At 62.8% G+C, this 17659-nt stretch carries 19 protein-coding genes; 1 reads left to right on the top strand and 18 read right to left on the bottom strand.

Translation table 11 applies throughout. The features are described from left to right. Positions 1-37: 37 nt before the first annotated feature. From INF37_RS03625 to mraZ, 3 genes are read right to left on the bottom strand one after another with little or no spacing between them, the layout of a single operon-like run. Positions 38-589, bottom strand: a complete 552-nt coding sequence (locus tag INF37_RS03625) for a hypothetical protein (RefSeq protein ID WP_101693534.1) — start codon at positions 587-589, stop codon at positions 38-40. Between the two features lie 49 nt (positions 590-638). Beyond that, positions 639-1574 carry a 16S rRNA (cytosine(1402)-N(4))-methyltransferase RsmH gene (gene rsmH / locus INF37_RS03620; RefSeq protein WP_193536455.1) on the bottom strand — a complete coding sequence of 312 codons (936 nt, stop codon included), beginning with the start codon at positions 1572-1574 and terminating at the stop codon, positions 639-641. 49 nt (positions 1575-1623) lie between these two features. Continuing rightward, complete coding sequence (gene mraZ, locus INF37_RS03615; RefSeq protein WP_101693536.1) at positions 1624-2061, bottom strand: division/cell wall cluster transcriptional repressor MraZ; 438 nt, start codon at positions 2059-2061, stop codon at positions 1624-1626. A gap of 317 nt (positions 2062-2378) precedes the next feature. Between mraZ and INF37_RS03610 the strand changes: the two genes are divergently transcribed. Then, positions 2379-3014, top strand: a complete 636-nt coding sequence (locus INF37_RS03610; protein ID WP_193536453.1) for a DUF1847 domain-containing protein — start codon at positions 2379-2381, stop codon at positions 3012-3014. A 74-nt stretch (positions 3015-3088) separates the two neighbouring features. On the opposite strand, the gene INF37_RS03605 is transcribed toward INF37_RS03610, so the two are convergent. The 15 genes from INF37_RS03605 to INF37_RS03535 all read right to left on the bottom strand — a co-directional run bounded on the left by INF37_RS03605 (position 3089) and on the right by INF37_RS03535 (position 17573). Then, positions 3089-3562, bottom strand: coding sequence for a hypothetical protein (locus INF37_RS03605; RefSeq protein WP_101693538.1), 474 nt, complete (start codon positions 3560-3562; stop codon positions 3089-3091). Beyond that, the gene (gene coaD, locus INF37_RS03600) at positions 3562-4059 is read right to left on the bottom strand and encodes a pantetheine-phosphate adenylyltransferase (protein ID WP_101693539.1); all 498 of its coding nucleotides are present in this window, start codon (positions 4057-4059) and stop codon (positions 3562-3564) included. Before coaD ends, INF37_RS03605 begins: the two co-directional genes overlap by 1 nt. A gap of 32 nt (positions 4060-4091) precedes the next feature. Then, on the bottom strand, positions 4092-4637 hold the full coding sequence (rsmD, locus tag INF37_RS03595; RefSeq protein WP_101693540.1) for a 16S rRNA (guanine(966)-N(2))-methyltransferase RsmD: 546 nt from the start codon (positions 4635-4637) through the stop codon (positions 4092-4094). 6 nt (positions 4638-4643) lie between these two features. Continuing rightward, complete coding sequence (uvrC, locus tag INF37_RS03590) at positions 4644-6503, bottom strand: excinuclease ABC subunit UvrC (protein ID WP_193536451.1); 1860 nt, start codon at positions 6501-6503, stop codon at positions 4644-4646. 84 nt (positions 6504-6587) lie between these two features. Continuing rightward, positions 6588-6851 carry an HPr family phosphocarrier protein gene (locus tag INF37_RS03585; protein ID WP_101693542.1) on the bottom strand — a complete coding sequence of 88 codons (264 nt, stop codon included), beginning with the start codon at positions 6849-6851 and terminating at the stop codon, positions 6588-6590. 176 nt (positions 6852-7027) lie between these two features. After that, positions 7028-9409, bottom strand: a complete 2382-nt coding sequence (locus INF37_RS03580) for an endonuclease MutS2 (RefSeq protein ID WP_193536448.1) — start codon at positions 9407-9409, stop codon at positions 7028-7030. A 39-nt stretch (positions 9410-9448) separates the two neighbouring features. Continuing rightward, entirely contained in the window at positions 9449-9940 is a 492-nt protein-coding gene (locus INF37_RS03575) for a nitroreductase family protein (protein WP_193536446.1), read from the bottom strand. Then, positions 9937-10743, bottom strand: coding sequence for a DNA repair protein RecO (recO, locus tag INF37_RS03570; protein ID WP_101693545.1), 807 nt, complete (start codon positions 10741-10743; stop codon positions 9937-9939). The genes INF37_RS03575 and recO overlap by 4 nt, the downstream gene beginning before the upstream one ends. A gap of 232 nt (positions 10744-10975) precedes the next feature. Further along, on the bottom strand, positions 10976-11872 hold the full coding sequence (gene era, locus INF37_RS03565; RefSeq protein ID WP_193536444.1) for a GTPase Era: 897 nt from the start codon (positions 11870-11872) through the stop codon (positions 10976-10978). A 33-nt stretch (positions 11873-11905) separates the two neighbouring features. Further along, positions 11906-12658 (bottom strand): XAC2610-related protein, encoded by a 753-nt coding sequence (locus INF37_RS03560; protein ID WP_193536442.1) that lies wholly within the window; start codon positions 12656-12658, stop codon positions 11906-11908. Further along, positions 12645-13157 (bottom strand): rRNA maturation RNase YbeY, encoded by a 513-nt coding sequence (gene ybeY, locus INF37_RS03555; RefSeq protein ID WP_101693548.1) that lies wholly within the window; start codon positions 13155-13157, stop codon positions 12645-12647. Before ybeY ends, INF37_RS03560 begins: the two co-directional genes overlap by 14 nt. A 30-nt stretch (positions 13158-13187) precedes the next feature. After that, complete coding sequence (locus INF37_RS03550; RefSeq protein WP_193536440.1) at positions 13188-14162, bottom strand: PhoH family protein; 975 nt, start codon at positions 14160-14162, stop codon at positions 13188-13190. Further along, entirely contained in the window at positions 14159-15409 is a 1251-nt protein-coding gene (locus INF37_RS03545; protein ID WP_101693550.1) for a sporulation protein YqfD, read from the bottom strand. Before INF37_RS03545 ends, INF37_RS03550 begins: the two co-directional genes overlap by 4 nt. Before the next feature lie 10 nt (positions 15410-15419). Next, the gene (locus INF37_RS03540; RefSeq protein WP_101693551.1) at positions 15420-15701 is read right to left on the bottom strand and encodes a YabP/YqfC family sporulation protein; all 282 of its coding nucleotides are present in this window, start codon (positions 15699-15701) and stop codon (positions 15420-15422) included. 120 nt (positions 15702-15821) lie between these two features. After that, positions 15822-17573, bottom strand: a complete 1752-nt coding sequence (locus tag INF37_RS03535) for an aryl-sulfate sulfotransferase (protein WP_193536438.1) — start codon at positions 17571-17573, stop codon at positions 15822-15824. Between the last annotated feature and the right edge of the window lie 86 nt (positions 17574-17659).

The raw sequence follows: 17659 nt of genomic DNA, 5'->3' as shown, positions 1-17659 counted from the left end.
TCTTTTTTGGGGTCTGCAATGTACTATATGGAAGGACTCAGCGGAAATATTCCACCACTTCGCCCACGATCTCCTGAATGCTCCGGATCACCCCTTCTACCCCTTTCACCGGGGCATCCTCCGTCAGGAACTCAATGGCATCGGGCTCCGAGAGATCCACATAGCAGATCTGACTGTCATCCGGACGGATCATACTGCCGTCCGCCGTGAGCTTCTGCTCAATCTCGCTCAGATCATAGGCCAGGGCATACTCCGCCCGGAGCTGCGCCTCATCGCTCTGAAGGGTGGTCATTTCCCGCTTGAGAGAGACCACATCGTCCGAGATCTGCGCCAGCTGGACATAGCTCATCAGAAGCAGCGCGGCAAACACGGCCACCGCCGCAAAGCCGACCACCGCAAAGATGGAGACACGTCCGGCCTCCCGTACCTGTACCCGGGGGCGGGAGACAGCCCGCTCTCTGGGGCGGACCCGGGGACGGGGCTCCAGTACCTCCGCCCGCTCCAGACGGCGGGCAGCGGAGCCATCATAGGCAGTTCCCGGTATCCTCTGGTACGCAGATCTCGTTTTACGCTTGGCGATTGAGGCCATGGGAACCAACTCCTTTTCTTTCGTAAGGCGATCCCCCGGTTCCGTGGGATCACAATTTCTCCGCCACCCGAAGCTTGGCGCTTCTGGCACGGGGATTCACTTCCAGCTCTTCCGCGCCCGAGACGATGGGCTTACGGCTGACCAGCCGGATCACCGGCTTCTTTCCGCATACGCACACAGGGAAATCCGGCGGACAGGTGCACCCCTTGGCAAATCCGGCCAGGGCATTTTTCACGATCCGATCTTCCAAAGAGTGGAAGGAGATCACCGCCAGCCGCCCACCGGGCTTGAGCCGGGGCACGGCGCTCTGAAGCATCCGGTCCACCGAGCTGAGCTCATCGTTGACCGCGATGCGGATGGCCTGAAAACACCGCTTGGCGGGGTGCTGCTTTTCCTTAAGGGCCTTACCCGGCATGGCCGAGCGGATCACTTCCACCAGCTCCAGCGTGGTCTCGATGGGCCGCTCTGCCCGGCGGCGCTCAATGGCCGCGGCAAGGGGGCCGGCATAGCGCTCCTCCCCGTACTGGGAGAAGATGCGCCGCAGCTCCTCCCGGGGCCACTCGTTGACCACGGTGCGGGCCGTCAGAGTATCGCTCTGATCCATGCGCATGTCCAGCGGAGCGTCCGCCATATAGGAAAAGCCCCGGGACGCGTCGTCCAGCTGCGGGGAGGATACGCCCAAGTCAAAGAGCATTCCATCCACCGCCGGGATCTTCAGCCCGTCCAGAATCGCGTCGATCTCGCAGAAATTGCTATGTACCAGGGAGACCCGGTCCATCCAGGGACCCAGCCGCTCCTGCGCGGCGTCCAGCGCGGCCTGATCCCGGTCCACACAGATGAGCCGACCGGTGGTCAGGCGCTTTGCGATCTCCCGGGAGTGGCCTGCCCGGCCCAGGGTACCGTCCAGATAGATCCCTTCCGGTTTGATGTCCAGCCCCTCGATGCACTCATGCAGCAGCACAGGAAGGTGGGTAAATTCTGCCATACCGGAGCGGTCTCCTCTCTACGTATCTCTGTATCTTCTCTGCCCGAGCTCAAAGCCCCAGCAGGAGCATGGTCTCCGCCACCTGCTCCGGGGTGAGCTCGCGCTTCTTCTTCTCATTCCAAGCCTGGGCGTCCCAGATCTTGGCCTTGTCATTGTTGCCCACCACGACGATGTCCCGGGTGAGCCCCGCATAGTCCCGCAGATCCTGGGGGATCAGGATCCGCCACTGGCTGTCCGGCTCACACCGGGCGGCGTTGCCGAAGATCACATCCATGGCGGCCGCCTGGCTGCTGGGCAGCTCGGCCACCCGCTCCTGTAAGCGGCGCCAGGTGGCGTCCGGATACATCACCAGGTATTTGCAGATGCCGGCGGCGTCGCGATTGGCGCCCACCGCCACGTGGAAGCTGGGGCCCAGCTCCTCCCGGAGCTTGGCTGGCAGGAACATGCGGCCCTTGGCATCCAGGGTATGCTCGTAGGTGCCGGTCATGCTCCGCTCACTCCCCTCACCGGAATGGGATTTTGCTCCCTATTCCTCCATTCTGCTCCACTCTGTTTCTTAGTATAAAGGCTCTGTAACCAAATTGCAAGTATTTTCTATTTCTTTTTTTCAAAAAAGTTCCGTCTTTTCGGGAAAATTTCACGGTTTTCAGCACAAAAACATACGTTCGATTTAAATAATATCCCCGTCCTCTTTCGCTCCGGAATCTGGCATAATTTTGTAAGAACCGTGACTTTCCGGCCCAAACATGGTAAGATGGGACAGAATCCCATCCTGCGTATACAGGACTGGAAGGAGGAAATCGGATGAGTCACTGTGCCAACTGTGCCCCCCACTCCTGCGCGGGGGGCGTTTTGGAGCACCCGCCTGTGGACTGCCCCAGCTGTGCCGGCCCGCTCCAGGAGCAGGCCATGTCCCTTCTGGCGGAGGAGGAAAACCAGAGGCTGGCCCGCACGGCCGCCCAGGTGGAGGCGGAGGGGTATGGCCGCCTTACCCGGGTGGAGGAAACCATCCTCTTTTTGAAGAAGATGGGCTGTCACAAGATCGGTCTGGCCTTCTGCACCGGGCTGTGGCGGGAGGCCCACGAGCTGACCAAGATCCTGGAGTACCACGGCTTTGAGGTCTGCTCCGCCATCTGTAAAAACGGCTGTCACCCCAAGCGGGATCTGGGCCTGAGTGACCAGGAGACCGTCCGGGGCTGTGCAGACGAGGTCATGTGCAATCCCATTGCGCAGGCACTGGTCCTCAACGAGGCCCGCACCGACTTCAACCTGCTGCTGGGTCTGTGCGTGGGGCATGACACTCTGATCCTGAAATACCTGGAGGGTCCCGCCTCGGTCCTCGCCGTCAAGGACCGGGTCACCGGACACAATCCCCTGGCCCCTATCTACCAGGCCCAGGGCTATTACCGCAAAAAGCTCTATCCGCCCCGGGAGGACTGATCCTCTCCCCCGGCCAAAAAACAAAAAACGCTCCCTCTTCCGAACAACCCGGAAGGGGGAGCGTTTCTTTGCATTTATTTATTGCCCATGCTGGAGGCGGCGCTGCGGAACCGGGCACGGGACTTCTTGATCTCGTCATAGGCCTCGGCCACTGCCTCTTCCGTGCGGCGCAGGGCGTCCTCACAGTAGGCGTTGGCGGCCTGACGCAGCTCCCGGCTGCGCTCCTCCGCCTGGCGGAGCATCTCGTTGCCCCGCTGCTTGGCCTGGGCGGTCAGCTCATCCTCGGCCAGGATCTGCTTGGCCCGGTCCTCGGCCTGGCGCTTGATAAGGTCGGCCTCCCGCTTGGCGGAGGCGATATAGTCGTTCCGGCTGGCGATCAGCTTCTTGGCCTCGCTCAGCTCCATGGGGAATTGGCCCCGGATCTCATCCAGAAGGTCCAGCGCCTTGTCCCGCTCGATGATGCACTTGTCACTGCTCAGGGGCACGCCCTTGGCCTCGTCGATCAGTTGATAGAGCAGGTCCATCAGTTCTTCCACACCGCTGGCCATTACTCTCCCCTCCTCTGTCTCATTCGTTCGTTCACATCGTCGATGATCTCCCTGGGCACGAAGTCCGAGAGGTCGGCCCCGTAGCGGGCCATTTCCTTCACCACACTGGAGCTGATATAGGTGTATTTCGCGCTGGACGGCATCAGCATGGTATCCAGTCTGGGATTGAGCTTTCGGTTGAGCAGAGCCATTTGCAGCTCGTTCTCATAGTCCGATACCGCCCGCAGGCCCTTCACCAGGGTGCAGGCCTTCCGCTCCCTGGCGTACTCCGCCAGGAGGGTCGTGGACCAGTCCACCTCCACATTGGGCAGCTTGTACACCACTTTGCGGATGAGCTCCGCCCGCTCGGGCGGGGTGAAGAGGCCCGTGTGGAGTTTGTCGGAATTCACCATCACGCAGACGATCAGCTTGTCAAAGCACACCGCCGCCCGCTTGATGATATTCAGATGGCCCAGCGTAATGGGATCAAAGCTTCCAGGATAAATCGCAGTCTTCAAGGGATAACTCTCTCCTCCCCCGCGGACGTCCGTTACAGTCCGCGCCGGTACAGGGTAATCTTGATTTTGCCGTAACGGTACTCCCTGCCCTTCTGATAGGGCTCAGCCAGAGCGGGAAGGGCCTGTTCGGCCGCACTTTCGCAGACCATTATACCATGTTCCGAAAGGATGTCAATTGCAGCGATCTGTTCCAGGGCCTTTTCCAGCAGGCCGGAAGCATAGGGCGGGTCCAGGAAAATCAGGTCGTATTTCTGCCGGCAGGTGAGCAGGAAGGACAGAGAATCCCCCTGGACCACCTTGCCCCGCTCCTCCAGACGGGTAGCCTTCAGGTTCTCCCGGATGAGGGCGGCCGCCTCCCGGCGCAGGTCCACAAAGGTACACTCCGCCGCTCCCCGGGACAGGGCCTCGATGCCCAGCTGGCCCGTTCCGCCGAACAGGTCCAGCACCTTGCGCCCCTCGATGTCAAACTGTACAATATTGAAAATGGATTCTTTCACCTTGTCGGTGGTGGGCCGGGTCTCCATGCCGCTCAGCTCCTTGAGCCGACGTCCCCGGGCCTCTCCCGATATCACGCGCATATCGCTTCATTCCTTTCCTGGTTGATGGGTCTGCCCCTCCGGCTCCTGCCGGGGGTGGAAGTGCGCATAGACCGCCTGGGCCGCATTTCTGGGCACTACGTTTTCCAGCTCCTCCACTGTGGCGGCCCGGATGTTTTTGATGCTCTTGAAGTGGCGCAGCAGCTCACTGCGCCGCTTCTCCCCTACGCCCGGGATCTGGTCCAGCTCGGAGCCCCGGACCCGCCCCTTCCGCTGGAGGCGGTTGAATTCGATGGCAAAGCGGTGGGTCTCCTCCTGGATCTGTCCCACCAGGGAGAAGAGGGCGGGATTGCCCTGAATACCGATCTCCTCCCCGGCCGGGGTGACCAGGGCACGGGTCCGGTGGCGGTCGTCCTTCACCATGCCGTACACCGGAATGGAGAGCTCCATCCGCTCCAGCACCCCGGCCGCCACCCGGGCGTGGGTGGTCCCGCCGTCGATGAAGAGGAGGTCGGGCTTCTGATCAAACTTCTCGTCCCCGTCCAGATAGCGCCGGAACCGCCGGGTCAGCACCTGCTCCATGGAGGCATAGTCGTCCGGCCCGTCCATGTCCCGGAGCTTGAAGTGGCGGTAATCCCGCTTGCGGGGCTTTCCATCCACAAAGACCGTCATGGAGGCCACGATGTCGTCGCTGCCGGTGTTGGAGATGTCATAGGCCTCGATGCGGTGCGGAGGCTCGGGCAGATCCAGGAGCTTTCCCAGCAGCTCCATGCGCTTGCTCTGGCGCTCCTCCCGGGAGGTGGCCCGGGCCACCTCCTCCACGGCGTTCTTGGTGGCCAGGCGGATGAGATCCATCTTGGCCCCCCGCTGGGGTGTGATGAGATGCACCCGCCGGCCGGCCTGCTCGGAGAGCATCCGGGTGATGGGCACCTCGTCCTCCAGCTCACAGGGCAGCAGGATCTGCCGGGGCAGGTCCCCCCGGCCCCCATAGAACCCCCGCACCAGGGCGGAGATCACATCCCCCTCGTCCTCCTCCATGGGGGTCTCCAGCAGGTCCCAGTCCTTGGCGGCCAGCTCCCCGTCCACATAGTGGAGGACCACAAAGCAGCTCTTGGCCTCTCCCCGGTGAAAGCCCACCACGTCGGTGTCGGCCAGACTGCCCGCCACCACCTTCTGCCGCTTTCCCAGCAGCTCGATGGCCCGATAGCGGTCCCGCAGCTGGGCAGCCCGCTCAAAGCGCAGCTCCTCGGCGGCCCGCTCCATCTCGGCGCGGATCTCCTCCCCCACCTCCTGGAACTTTCCCTCCAGAAGGCGCACCGCCTGTTCGATGGCCTCCCCATAGCGGGACTGGTCCATGTCCTTCCGGCAGTAGCCGTCGCACCGTCCCATGTGGTAATTGAGGCAGGGACGGCCCTTTCCGATGTCCCGGGGGAAGACCCGGGCACAGGTGGGCAGGCGCAGGGCGGCGCAGATGGCGTCCAGGATGGCCTGGGTATTCCCCCGGCTGGCAAAGGGCCCGAAATACCGCGCCCCGTCCTCCGCCACCTTGCCCACCAGGGAAAAGCGGGGATAGGCGTCCTGAACCGAGAGCCGGACATAGGGATAGCCCTTTCCATCCTTGAGCAGGATGTTATAGTGGGGCTGGTGCCGCTTGATGAGGGCGTTTTCCAGCACCAGGGCCTCAAACTCGGAGTCGGCCACGATGACGTCGAAATGGTCGATCTGGCTGACCATGGCCCGGGTCTTTTCCGTGTGGGAGGCCAGATTGGCAAAGTACTGGCTGACCCGATTTTTCAGGGCCTTGGCCTTCCCCACGTAGATGACCGTGTTTTTGGCGTCCTGCATGATGTACACGCCGGGCTGGAGGGGCAGGCTGTGGGCTTTTTCTTTCAGTTCGTCAAAGGTCATATTCCACCTCTGGAGGACATCCCAGGAAAACGGTTGAAAAAAAGCGCCGCGGTCAGCGGCGCTTTTTTCTTGTGCGCATAAAGATTACTCGGAGAAATTGGAGCTGATCAGCTCGATGAGAGCCTCCACAGCTTCCTTTTCATCGGGGCCGTCCGCGATCAGGTTGATGGAGGTGCCCTTCACGATACCAAGGGAGAGCACACCCAGCAGACTCTTAGCGTTCACCCGGCGCTCCTCCTTCTCGACCCAGATGGAGCTCTTGAACTCATTGGCCTTCTGGATGAAAAACGTCGCCGGACGCGCATGCAGACCGACCTGGTTGTTCACCACTGCCTCTTTCATATACATAAGCGTTTCCTCCCCATATGCACTTGCATACTCTGTAATATAGAATATCAAATTTGTCCCAACCCGTCAATGACATTTTACACAAATTCCAGCGAACCATGTCGCTCCTTTCCACGCAAGCATGGAAAAGAGTCATCTGTTTGTCACAGGCGGACGTTCCTTTCAATATCCGTCGATTACTTCAGCTCCACCACGGTGACGCCGTCCTCGCCCTCGCCGTAGCGGCCGGGCCGGAAGGACTTCACATAGCGGCTGCGCTTGAGGTGCTCCCGCACCGCCTTGCGCACCGCGCCGGTGCCCTTGCCGTGGATGACCACCACCTCGGTCAGGCGGCCCATGACGGCGTTGTCCAGGAAGATGTCCAGCGCGCCCACGGCCTCGTCGGTCATCATGCCCCGCAGGTCCACCTCGGGCGAGGCGCCCAGGCTGCGCAGCTTGTGCTCGGCCCGGCGGATGACCTTCTGGGCCTCCTTCTTGGTCTGGCTCTCGCCCTCCACCACCCGGACCTCGCTCTGCTTGGCGGTGATCTTCAGGATGCCGGCCTGGAGCTGGAGGGAGCCGTCCTTGTTGACGCTCAGGACGGTGGCCTGGGTGCCCATTTTGACCAGCTCCACCGTGTCGCCGGCCTTGGCAGGCCGGGTGGGGGGCGGCGCGGGGGTCTCCTTCCGGCGGCCCAGCTTGTCCTCGGCCTCGTTCAGCCGGTGCTTCAGGCCGGAGCGGGCCTCGTTGACCCGCTGCCAGTCCTCCTCCTTGCGCTGGCGCTTTCGCATGTCGTTGAGCTCCTGGAAGACCTGGTCGGCGGTCTCCCGGGCCTCCTCCAGGATGCGCCGGGCCTCGGCCTGGGCCTTCTCCACCGCCTTGGCCCGCTCCTGCTCCAGCTTCTCCCGGTACTCCCGGGCCACCTTGGCGGAGTTCTCCATCTCCCGGCGGAGCTTGGCGGCATTCTCCTTCTCCTGTTCCATCTGCTGGCGCTGCTCATCCAGCTGGGTGAGGACGTCCTCAAAGCGGACATTCTCCGCGTCCAGCCGGTCGGCGGCCTTCTGGATGATGTGCTTGGGCAGGCCCAGCCGCTCCGAGATGGCAAAGGCGTTGGACTTGCCGGGGATGCCGATGAGCAGCCGGTACGTGGGGGCCAGAGAGTCCACATTGAACTCGCAGGAGGCGTTCTCCACCCCCTTGGTGGTCATGGCGTACACCTTGAGCTCGGCATAGTGGGTGGTGGCCGCCACCAGGGCCCCCAGTTCCCGGGCGCTCTCGATGATGGCGGCGGCCAGGGCCGCGCCCTCGATGGGGTCGGTGCCCGCTCCCAGCTCATCGAAGAGGATGAGGGTCTCGTCGTCGGCCGCCTCCAGAATGCCCACAATGTTCACCATGTGGGAGGAGAAAGTGGACAGGCTCTGGGCAATGGACTGCTCGTCTCCCACGTCGGCCAGCACCCGGGAGAACACCTGGATGTGGCTGTCCCCGTCCACAGGGATGTGGAGGCCGCACTGGGCCATGAGGACCAGGAGGCCAATGGTCTTGAGGGTGACCGTCTTACCGCCGGTGTTGGGGCCGGTGATGACCAGGGTGTCAAACTCCTCCCCCAGCATCAGGTCGTTGGGCACCGCCTTGTTGGGGTCCAGCAGGGGATGGCGGGCCCGGCGGAGGTAGATCCCCCGGGAGACGATCCTGGGCTCGGCTCCCTTCATCCGGTAGGAGAGCTTGGCCCGGGCAAAGATCACATCCAGCAGGATGAGCAGGTCGTAGTTCTGGGCGATGTCCTCCCGGTAGGAGGCGCACTCGGCGGAGAGCTCGGCCAGGATGCGCTCGATCTCCTTTTCCTCCCGGGCCTGGAGCTCCCGGAGCTCGTTGTTGGCCTTGACCACGCCCATGGGCTCAATGAAGAAGGTGGAACCCGAGGAGGACACGTCGTGGACCAGTCCGGGCACCTCGTTCTTGTGCTCCGACTTCACGGGCACCACATAGCGGTCGTTGCGCTGGGTGATGATGGCCTCCTGAAGGTACTTGGCCTGGTTGGAGGAGATGAGCTTGTTGAGGATGTCCCGCACCTTGCTGGCGGTGGAACGGATGTGGCGGCGGATGGAGGCCAGCTCGGGACTGGCCGAGTCGGCGATCTCATCCTCTCCCACGATGGAGCCGGTGATCTTCTCCTCCAGATAGCGGTTGGGGGTCAGGGAGGCGAAGAGGTGGTCGATGCAGGTCCGCTTCTCCCCGCCCGCCCGGCCGTCGGCGTACTCCTTGGCGCTGCGGGCGGCACGCAGGACGGCCGCGATGTCCAGCAGCTCCCGGGTGTTGAGGGCACCCCCCATATTGGCCCGCTGTAGGGAAGCTCCCACCGGCTTCACGCCGGAGAAGGAGGGCGTCCCGCTCAGGGTCATCAGCTCCACCGCCGCCGTGGTCTCGGCCAGACGCCGCTTCACGTCGTCGGCGTCGGTGAGGGGACGCAGGGCGGCGCAGCGCTCCTTACCCTCGGCCGTCACCGCCTGCTCGGCCAGGCGCTCCAGCACCCGGGGCAGCTCCAGCGTCTGTATGGATTTTTCAAATAGATCTGTCATAGTTTCGATATACTCCAATCGGTTTCCCGGCGCCCGTCCTTACAGGCAGTGGACCCGCGCCGGGTCATAGCGGTCCTGCTGGGCCTTCTCCCGCTCGGGATAGCCCACAGGCACGATGGCGAAGGCCTCCAGATGATCGGGCAGATTCAGGATCTCCCGCATCTTATCCATTCGCTCCGGAACCGGGGCGATGCCCAGCCAGACAGCGCCCAGCCCCAGCTCCACCGCCTCCAGCAGGATGTTTTCGGTGGCGGCGCTCAGGTCGATCTGGGCATACTCCGGATGGGCCGCGTCCTTCCGGTAACAGGGCACGACGGCCATGGGTGCGTTTTTGGCACACATGGAATAGGCATGACACTGGGACAACTGCTCCAGCAGCCCCCGGTCCCGCACCACATAGAACTCCCAGGGCTGCTGGTTGGTGGCGGAGGGAGCCGCCATGGCCGCCCGGAGAAGCTGCTCCACCTGGGCGTCGGTCACCGGCTTGTCCTGAAATTTACGTACGCTTACCCGCTGAAAAATACTGTTCATACTGATCGGTTCTCCTGTTGGTCGTTGCCCCCCGCCGCCGGGCTGAGCCCGGGTATGGGAAAGGCCAGATTCTTATAAAAGTCCAGGGTGCGAAAGCCCCGGTCCAGCTGCGTGGTCAGAAACCGCTCGCTCACACGCCCCAGCTGCCGCAGCCCCTCCTCCCCCAGTGCAAAGGAAAAGAGCCGCTTGGGGTCGCCGTACACCACATGGCGCATGGCGGCCAGCACCCCCGGGCTCACCGGGACGGAGAGTCCCTCCCCGCCCCCGCGGCAGCGAGCACACAGCAGCACCCCGTCCACCAGCTGAAAGCGGGCGTCCTCCGGCTCGGGCACGCCGCAGACGGCGCAGGCGTCCAGCAGCGGCTCATACCCGATGAGGGAGAGGAGCTTGAGCTCAAAGGCCGCCTTGACCAGCGGCAGGGGCTTGTTCAGCCGGTCCAGCGCGTAGAGGGCATTGAGGAGGAGGGAGAGCACGGCGGGATCGGGCTGCTCCTCCCCCACCACCGCCTCCAGCACCTCGGCAAAGTAGGAGCCCAGGGCCACCTTCTCCACGTCGGAGCGCACGCCCCAGAAGAGCTCCAGCGGCTCGGCCTCGTTGAGGGTATAGTGGTCCCGGTAGGAGAAGAGGGTCATCTCCGAGTAGACCAGCAGCTGGGTGGAGGCGGCCAGGCGGCTCCCCTTCCGGCGGCAGCCCCTGGCCTTGACCGTCACCTTCCCCCCGCTCCGGGTGAGTACGGTGAGGATCTTGTCCGATTCCTTGTAATTGACCTCCCGCAGGATGATCCCCTGTGTGGTGAGCAGCATGTCCCTTTCCCCATTCTATGTAAGGGGGACAAGTCCCCCCGCCGCCTCAGGCGGTCTTATCGTTTTGGGCCTCCTCCTCGCTGTGCCGGAGATACTCCGCCAGCGCGGCGGCCTCCGGCAGGCCGGTGGCCCAGAAGAGTTCCCACAAGGTCTCGCTGTCCATGGCGCAAGCCCCCTTTTCACGGTTAGCTTGGCTGAGGACGCGTGGATTTATAAGCGGTAAATTTTATGGTCACTCGTCTTTATATCCAAAATTATGGATCAAATTCAGGTTGTCCCGCCAGTCCTCCTTCACCTTCACCCAGGTCTGGAGGTACACCTTGGCGCCCATGAAGCGCTCGATATCCTGCCGGGCCAGGGTGGAGATCTTCTTGAGCATGGCGCCCCCCTTGCCGATGATGATGCCCTTGTGGCTGTCCTTCTCACAGTAGATGGTGGCGTCGATCTCGATGACGCCGTCCCGCTCCCGCTCGGCAAAGCGGATGAGCTCCACGGCGGTGCCGTGGGGGATCTCCTTGTCCAGGCACAGCAGGAGCTTCTCCCGGATGATCTCGGCACAGACCTGCCGCTCGGGCTGGTCGGTGACCATGTCCTCGGGGAAGAGCTGGGGTCCCTCCGGCAGGAACTGGGCGAGCACGTCCAGCACCTCTTCCACTCCCTCGCCGTTTTTGGCGGAGATGGGCAGGATGGCGTTGAACTCGTGGGCCGCAGCGTAGGTCTGCATGACGGCCAGCAGCTCCTCCTTCTCCACGGTATCGATCTTGTTGATGATGAGCACCGAGGGGACGCCCAGGCTCTTGATGCGCCCGATGAGCTCCTCCTCCGGTCCTCCCACGTGGGGAATGGGCTCCACGATGAGACACACCGCGTCCACATCAGCCACGCTGTCCTTGACCACCTTCACCATGTAGTCACCCAGCTTGGTGCGGGCCTTGTGCAGGCCCGGGGTATCCATAAAGACGAACTGGCAGTCGTTCCGGTTGACCACAGCGCAGATGCGGTTGCGGGTGGTCTGGGGCTTGTTGGTGACAATGGCGATCTTCTCGCCCACCAAGGCGTTGGTCAGAGTGGACTTGCCCACGTTGGGCCGTCCCACGATCGATATCATGCCCGATTTTTTGATTTCCATAGGTTATCCTCAACTTTCTTGAGCATATTTATGTTAGGATTCTCCGTGATAAGCGAGATCCTGCCAGGCCTCTTCCACCGGGAACCACCCCCGGCTGTCCACGGTGTACTCCGCCCGGACCACCGGGGTGAGCTTCCCGTCGATCCGGTCCTCCACGGTCAGCAATACCCGGTCCTGTTCCTCCGTCGCGCCGGGGATGACGCTGCTGTCCGTGCGGCGGACGCACACCAGCTCGCCCTCCTCCCAGCGGTAGAAGGCGTGGGTCCCCACCAGCCCGGCATAGCCGCCCCGGGTATAACTGCGCACCACCTGCCCGGCTGCGTCAAACTCCGGTGCGCAGACCTCCGCCAGGGCGGGCTCCTCCACAAATTCTCCCGCTTCCGGGTCCCAGAGCCAGTAGTTCCAGTAGGTGGGCTGATTGCCCATAAAGTACAGACATCCGAAGTCCGGGTATCCGTCAAAATTAGCGTCCGCCACCTCGCTCACGCCGAAAAAGTAGGGGGTCTCCAGCGTCTGCTCCATGGTCTGGAGGGGGGCGGACAGATCGGTGGGGTCCCACACCTGGATGCAGGACTTGTCCTCCTCGATATGGTTCAGGGTGACCCAGAAGTCCCCTACCGCGAAGGCCCGGTGGTTCTCGTCGGAGAGCCACCGCACCGCTTCCTGCTCCGGATCCTCGGCGGCCTCCGGGGTGGGCGTGGGTACAGACTCCGGGGCCGCGCAGGCGCACAGGCCGGTCAGCAGTACCGCGGCGCTCAGCGCCAGGGGCCACTTATTCTGCGCCATGGTCCTCCTCCCGGGTGATACCCAGCGCGCCCAGGATGGCCTCCTCCCGCTCCCGCATCTGCTTCTTCTGGGGGCCTTCGTCCAGATGGTCGTAGCCCAGCAGGTGGAGCACCGAGTGGACCGCCAGATAGCAGAGCTCCCTTCGCTCACTGTGGCCGAACTCCGCGGCCTGGGCCTTGATGTGGTCTACCGAGAGTACCATGTCTCCCAGGGGGAGCACCTCGCTGCCCGGGTCCAGCAGGTCCTCGTCCTCCGGCGTGGGAGGCTCCCCCGGCGTGAACTCGAACATGGGAAAGGAGAGCACGTCGGTGGCGCGGTCCACATCCCGCTGCTCCAGATTGATCTGGTGGATGCCCTCGTCGTCGGTGAAGAGCACGTCCACCTCACAGGGAAGCCCCACTCCCTCCGCCTCCAGTGCGGCCGGGATGACCTCCCGCAGGGCGTCGGCAAAGGCCTCGACGCCCTCTACCTCGGTCTCAATGATGATCTGATGTTCCATCTGCTTCTCCCCCTCGTGCGGCGCTTCCCGTTACTTGTCCCGCCGGGCGTTGCGGCGGTTTTCATCCTCTTCATAGGCCTTGATGATGCGCTGTACGATCACATGGCGCACCACGTCTCCCTCATTGAGCTTGCAGATCTCGATGTCCTGCACGCCCTTGAGCACCCGCATGGCCTCCTTCAGACCGCTGACCTTGTCGGTGGGCAGGTCGATCTGGGTGATGTCGCCGGTGATGACGATCTTGGAGCCGAAGCCCAACCGGGTCAGGAACATCTTCATCTGCTCCCGGCTGGTGTTCTGTGCCTCGTCCAGGATGATGAAGGAGTCATCCAGGGTCCGGCCGCGCATATAGGCCAGGGGGGCCACCTCGATGTTGCCCCGCTCCACATATTTCTGATAGTTCTCCGGCCCCAGCATGTCGAAGAGGGCGTCGTACAGCGGGCGCAGGTAGGGGTCTACCTTGGACTGGAGATCGCCGGGCAGGAAGCCCAGCCGCTCCCCCGCCTCCACGGCCGGGCGGGTCAGGATGATGCGGTTGACCTGCTTGTCCCGGAAGGCGGCCACCGCGGCGGCCACCGCCAGATAGGTCTTGCCGGTGCCCGCCGGGCCGATGCCCAGGGTGATGGTATTCTTCTTGATGGCCTCCACATACCGCTTCTGGCCCAGGGTCTTGGGCTTGATGGGCTTTCCCTTTGCGGTGACGCAGAGCACGTCCTTGGCCAGGATGCCGATCTTGTCCTCATTGCCCGCCCGCACCAGATTGATGATGTAGCGCACATTCTGCTCGTTGATGGACTCCCCCTTGGCCGAAAGGGTGAGCAGGCCCTCGATGGCCTTCACGCCGTACATGACGGCCTCGGCCTCGCCGGTCACCTTGAGCTGGGAGTCCCGGTTGAGCACCGTCACCCCCAGCTCCTGCTCGATCAGCTTGATATTTTCATCGAAGGAGCCAAAGATATTGATGGCCTCCTCCATCCGTTCGATGTTGATGGTGTGTTCGATCATGAATTTGTTTCGTCTCCTCTTCCCGCCGGCAGGCGGGTCTGGTATCCAGGCTCGTCAAAGGGTACGAACCGTCCGATCTCTTCTGTGCACTCCGCCCGGAGGGTGACGGTCAGCATCTCATCCGTCACAACGGCGGTATACTCGGTCCGCGTGATGCTTCCTCCTTCGATCTGTTCCGTGAGAGCCCGCTCCAGCTGCGCCTCCAGCATCTCTTGGGCGGCAGCCAGGTCCACTTCTGCCGGGGTGAGCGTGTATTCCCGCATGGTCTCCCGGCCCAGGCTCAGAGGGAGAGCCAGATCCATTCCGCTCCCCGCATTCCAAGTACTGCTTATTTTATCATACTGTGGGAAGGAAATTCCACTCTTTCGGTAAAAATTGATGCGTTTTCCCAGAATGGTGAGAAACCAGCGTCCGGTCTCCCGCCCGGTGTACTCCTTGACCTGGGCCGTGAGCGGAATGGTGGCCTGAAGGGTGCGCCAGGTCTGTGCCTCCACCCGTCCCTGGGCCCGGACCTGCTGCCAGCCCACGTCCTGTTCGCTGTACATGGGCCCCTCCAGCAGCACATTTCCCTGGATGAGCACGTCCCCCGCGGCCACCGGCTCCCCCACCTTGCGCTCGGTCTCTCCGGCGAGGACCTCCAGGCGGGTGATGACGCCGTCGGTCTCGGCGATGATGTCTCCATGCTCGCTCTCGTCCACCAGCTCTGGGGCCTTGACCCGCTCCCGCACCAGCACCTCGGCCCGGGCCCCGTGGAGGTTGATGGACATCCACGAGATGCCTTCCAGCTCCAGCAGCGCCCGCTGCTCGATGTAGTTGATCTCCAGCGCCGGACCAAAGGCCCCGGGGCGCACCCCCAGACGGCGCAGGGTGGACAAAATCGTGGCCGACGGCACCTCGGTATTGCCCGAGACATCCACCACCAGCACAAACTGGGTCATCAGGAGGACCGCCAGCAGCGACAGGGCCAGTCCGGCCAAGAGGGCGTACCGCCTGCGGAAGCGCTCCAAAAAGGTGGGCAGCCCGCCCCGCTCCACCTCGGAGAGAGTGCATCCGGACCGGACCGCCAGGTCCTCCAGGTCGCCGCGCTCCTGCCGGGGCACTTTGAGCCGCACGGCGGTACTCTCCACCCATTCTACCCCCCAGAAGGACACTCCGCGCTGGGCACACAGGTTGAGAAACCGCTCCGGAAAGGCCCCCTGGGCCTCCACCTCCACGCTGCCCCGGAGGAAATTGACCACTTTTTTCATCCACTTCCTCCTAATCCAGCTCCACGGCCCGGATCTGTCCGGTGATGAGCAGCTCTCCGGCGTTCATGGAACGCAGCTCCAACCCCTCGCCCCGCACTTTCAGGATGAGTTTTCCTCCGGAAATATGGATCTCCTCCGACCCATAGGCCAGAATCCCCCGGTGATTCTCCATCCGCAGCTCCCGGTCACCGATCAGCTCCATCCGGGGCAGTCCCGCCACCAGATCGCCGGGCAGATCAAAGACCTGGGCGGTCCGCTCCAGAACGCTCTCCTTTTTTCGCTTCCCTGCCATGGCAACGCCCTCCTGTTCCCGACTACTTTATGCGCCGCCCCGCTCGGAATTGCCTGTCCCAACGAAAAGGGTGTGCATCCGGATCTTCTCCGGACGCACACCCTGTATTCTGCCGCTCACTCAGGACGCCTCAAACCAGAAGCCGGTGAAGCTGTCTTTCATGACCCGGTATCCGTTCATCATACACGGGTAGGAGAAGGAGCGCAGTACATTTCCCTCCCTATCGCACTCGCCAAAGGTATGGGCCACGCCGCTGTTGAACACATAGTGCTCCCCCACCTCCTGGACATTGGACACGATGCTGGAGTAGACCAGCGGGATGGACTCCACCAGAGCAAAGGTCCGGTTTGTCTCGTCCACCCGGTAGTAGTAGATGTAGGAGGATACGCCCGCCCCGTCTGTCAGGGACGTGCCCACACTCTCGTCCAGCTCCGGCTCATAGCCGTCCCGGGTGCTCAGCCCCCAGTAGTTGTTGTTGTACATGCGCAGAAGGTACACGCCCTCCGGCAGGCTCTCATCCTCCACCCGTTCCACATCGTGCTGTCCATACTGGAAGACAAAGTCCCCCTCCGGCTGATAGCACAGACTCTCATACTCTGTGCCCGCCCAGAAGTCCGGGTCTCCGATGAGCGCGGTGAGGACCGGCTCGGTCTGAAGGCCCGTGACCTGCAGAATGGTGGAGGTCTCCCGGGAGCTGACCACGATGCTGTCGCTCTCCTCCAGATACTGGATGGAATTCAGGTGCAGCCAGTCCCGCTCCCCTGCCTGCCAGAAAAAGGGGTCTGTGGCGCTGATCGGCCGGGTGCTCTGACAGTAGGAGTCCATCAGCTCGGAAAAATCCACCCGCTCGGTCACCGCGCCGCTCTCCAGATCGATCTCGATGACCACGTCCATCGTGGTCTCCTGCTCCGTATCGGTCACCAGGGCGAGGATGGTCCCGTCCGGCCCCCAGTTGATGTCGTGGTGGAGCTCATACTGTCCCAGATCATAGACCCGCACCGCCTGGCCCAGCGGATTGAGAAGGGCGATCTTCCGGCTGCCCACACAGGTGTAGAATCCCCGCTCCTCCCACAGGAAGCGGTCGGAGTGATAGCCCTCCAGCACCATCTCATACCGCAGGACCCCCTCATTGTCAAAGAAGAAGGTGTAGCCGTAATAATCTCCGATCCCCGTGGCATAGAAGAGCCCGTCGGAGAGGGCCTCTCCCTCCGCCTGGCCGGTAGCGTCCAGGCGGGTATCATAGCCCGAGAGGGCGTCCGGCATCGCCACCGTAAATGTGGCCGACTCCTGTACCTCCCCCCGCTCGTCCACCGCCTCCAGAGTGACCTGGTTGGTCTCCCCCGGGACCAGACCGATCAGCAAAAAGCAGTGGCGGTCCGTGTAGGCCTCCTTTCCGCTCTTGGCCGTCGCGGTAAAGTCGGGATCATCCGCGCTGGTGGTATGGACCGTATAGCGGATCTGGGTCTTCTCCCCGGTGTCAAAACACAGCAGCAGTCCGTTGGAGCCCGTACCGAAAGGATTGAGCACCGCCAGCGGCTCCCCGATCTCATGCGCCTCCTGCTGGATGAGTTCCAGCAGATGCTGGGCCAAACGCTGCTGTACCGCCTCGTCATAGTAGGTGAAGCCCTCCTGCTCATACTCCTCGGGCACCATCTGCACCACCGGGATGCTGGCCTCGCAGGGCGCCGTATAGACCTCGATCCCCCGCTCTTCACTGGTGTAGATATGCTCTCCCACCGCGATATCCCAGCTGTCCCGGCTGCTCATCTCCGCGCCCAGAAAAGAATCCACCGCCAGCTTACACCCCAGCAAAATACCGGCAACCAGCAGGATCCCTCCTCCGATCAGCAGGATCGCTCGTTTTTTTGTCATGGTACACTCGCTCCTTGGCGGTCCGCTCACCGGACCTGAGGTAAATTTCTATCTTTCAATGATACGGAATCCATTTCCGATATCAA

The sequence above is a fragment of the Pseudoflavonifractor gallinarum genome (assembly GCF_014982855.1).
Taxonomy (GTDB): domain Bacteria; phylum Bacillota; class Clostridia; order Oscillospirales; family Oscillospiraceae; genus Pseudoflavonifractor_A; species Pseudoflavonifractor_A gallinarum.
This window is presented reverse-complemented; position numbering and strand designations above follow the sequence as displayed.

Excerpts from the sequence above, each read along its gene's own strand:
- INF37_RS03545 (WP_101693550.1), bottom strand. The coding sequence starts at position 15,409 with ATGAAAAAAGTGGTCAATTTCCTCCGGGGCAGCGTGGAGGTGGAGGCC.
- INF37_RS03605 (WP_101693538.1), bottom strand. The coding sequence starts at position 3,562 with ATGGCCAGCGGTGTGGAAGAACTGATGGACCTGCTCTATCAACTGATC.
- mraZ (WP_101693536.1), bottom strand. The coding sequence starts at position 2,061 with ATGACCGGCACCTACGAGCATACCCTGGATGCCAAGGGCCGCATGTTC.
- rsmH (WP_193536455.1), bottom strand. The coding sequence starts at position 1,574 with ATGGCAGAATTTACCCACCTTCCTGTGCTGCTGCATGAGTGCATCGAG.
- recO (WP_101693545.1), bottom strand. The coding sequence starts at position 10,743 with ATGCTGCTCACCACACAGGGGATCATCCTGCGGGAGGTCAATTACAAG.
- INF37_RS03580 (WP_193536448.1), bottom strand. The coding sequence starts at position 9,409 with ATGACAGATCTATTTGAAAAATCCATACAGACGCTGGAGCTGCCCCGG.
- ybeY (WP_101693548.1), bottom strand. The coding sequence starts at position 13,157 with ATGGAACATCAGATCATCATTGAGACCGAGGTAGAGGGCGTCGAGGCC.
- INF37_RS03625 (WP_101693534.1), bottom strand. The coding sequence starts at position 589 with ATGGCCTCAATCGCCAAGCGTAAAACGAGATCTGCGTACCAGAGGATA.
- INF37_RS03585 (WP_101693542.1), bottom strand. The coding sequence starts at position 6,851 with ATGTATATGAAAGAGGCAGTGGTGAACAACCAGGTCGGTCTGCATGCG.
- rsmD (WP_101693540.1), bottom strand. The coding sequence starts at position 4,637 with ATGCGCGTGATATCGGGAGAGGCCCGGGGACGTCGGCTCAAGGAGCTG.
- INF37_RS03535 (WP_193536438.1), bottom strand. The coding sequence starts at position 17,573 with ATGACAAAAAAACGAGCGATCCTGCTGATCGGAGGAGGGATCCTGCTG.
- INF37_RS03575 (WP_193536446.1), bottom strand. The coding sequence starts at position 9,940 with ATGAACAGTATTTTTCAGCGGGTAAGCGTACGTAAATTTCAGGACAAG.
- INF37_RS03610 (WP_193536453.1), top strand. The coding sequence starts at position 2,379 with ATGAGTCACTGTGCCAACTGTGCCCCCCACTCCTGCGCGGGGGGCGTT.
- INF37_RS03550 (WP_193536440.1), bottom strand. The coding sequence starts at position 14,162 with ATGATCGAACACACCATCAACATCGAACGGATGGAGGAGGCCATCAAT.
- INF37_RS03540 (WP_101693551.1), bottom strand. The coding sequence starts at position 15,701 with ATGGCAGGGAAGCGAAAAAAGGAGAGCGTTCTGGAGCGGACCGCCCAG.
- uvrC (WP_193536451.1), bottom strand. The coding sequence starts at position 6,503 with ATGACCTTTGACGAACTGAAAGAAAAAGCCCACAGCCTGCCCCTCCAG.
- era (WP_193536444.1), bottom strand. The coding sequence starts at position 11,872 with ATGGAAATCAAAAAATCGGGCATGATATCGATCGTGGGACGGCCCAAC.
- INF37_RS03560 (WP_193536442.1), bottom strand. The coding sequence starts at position 12,658 with ATGGCGCAGAATAAGTGGCCCCTGGCGCTGAGCGCCGCGGTACTGCTG.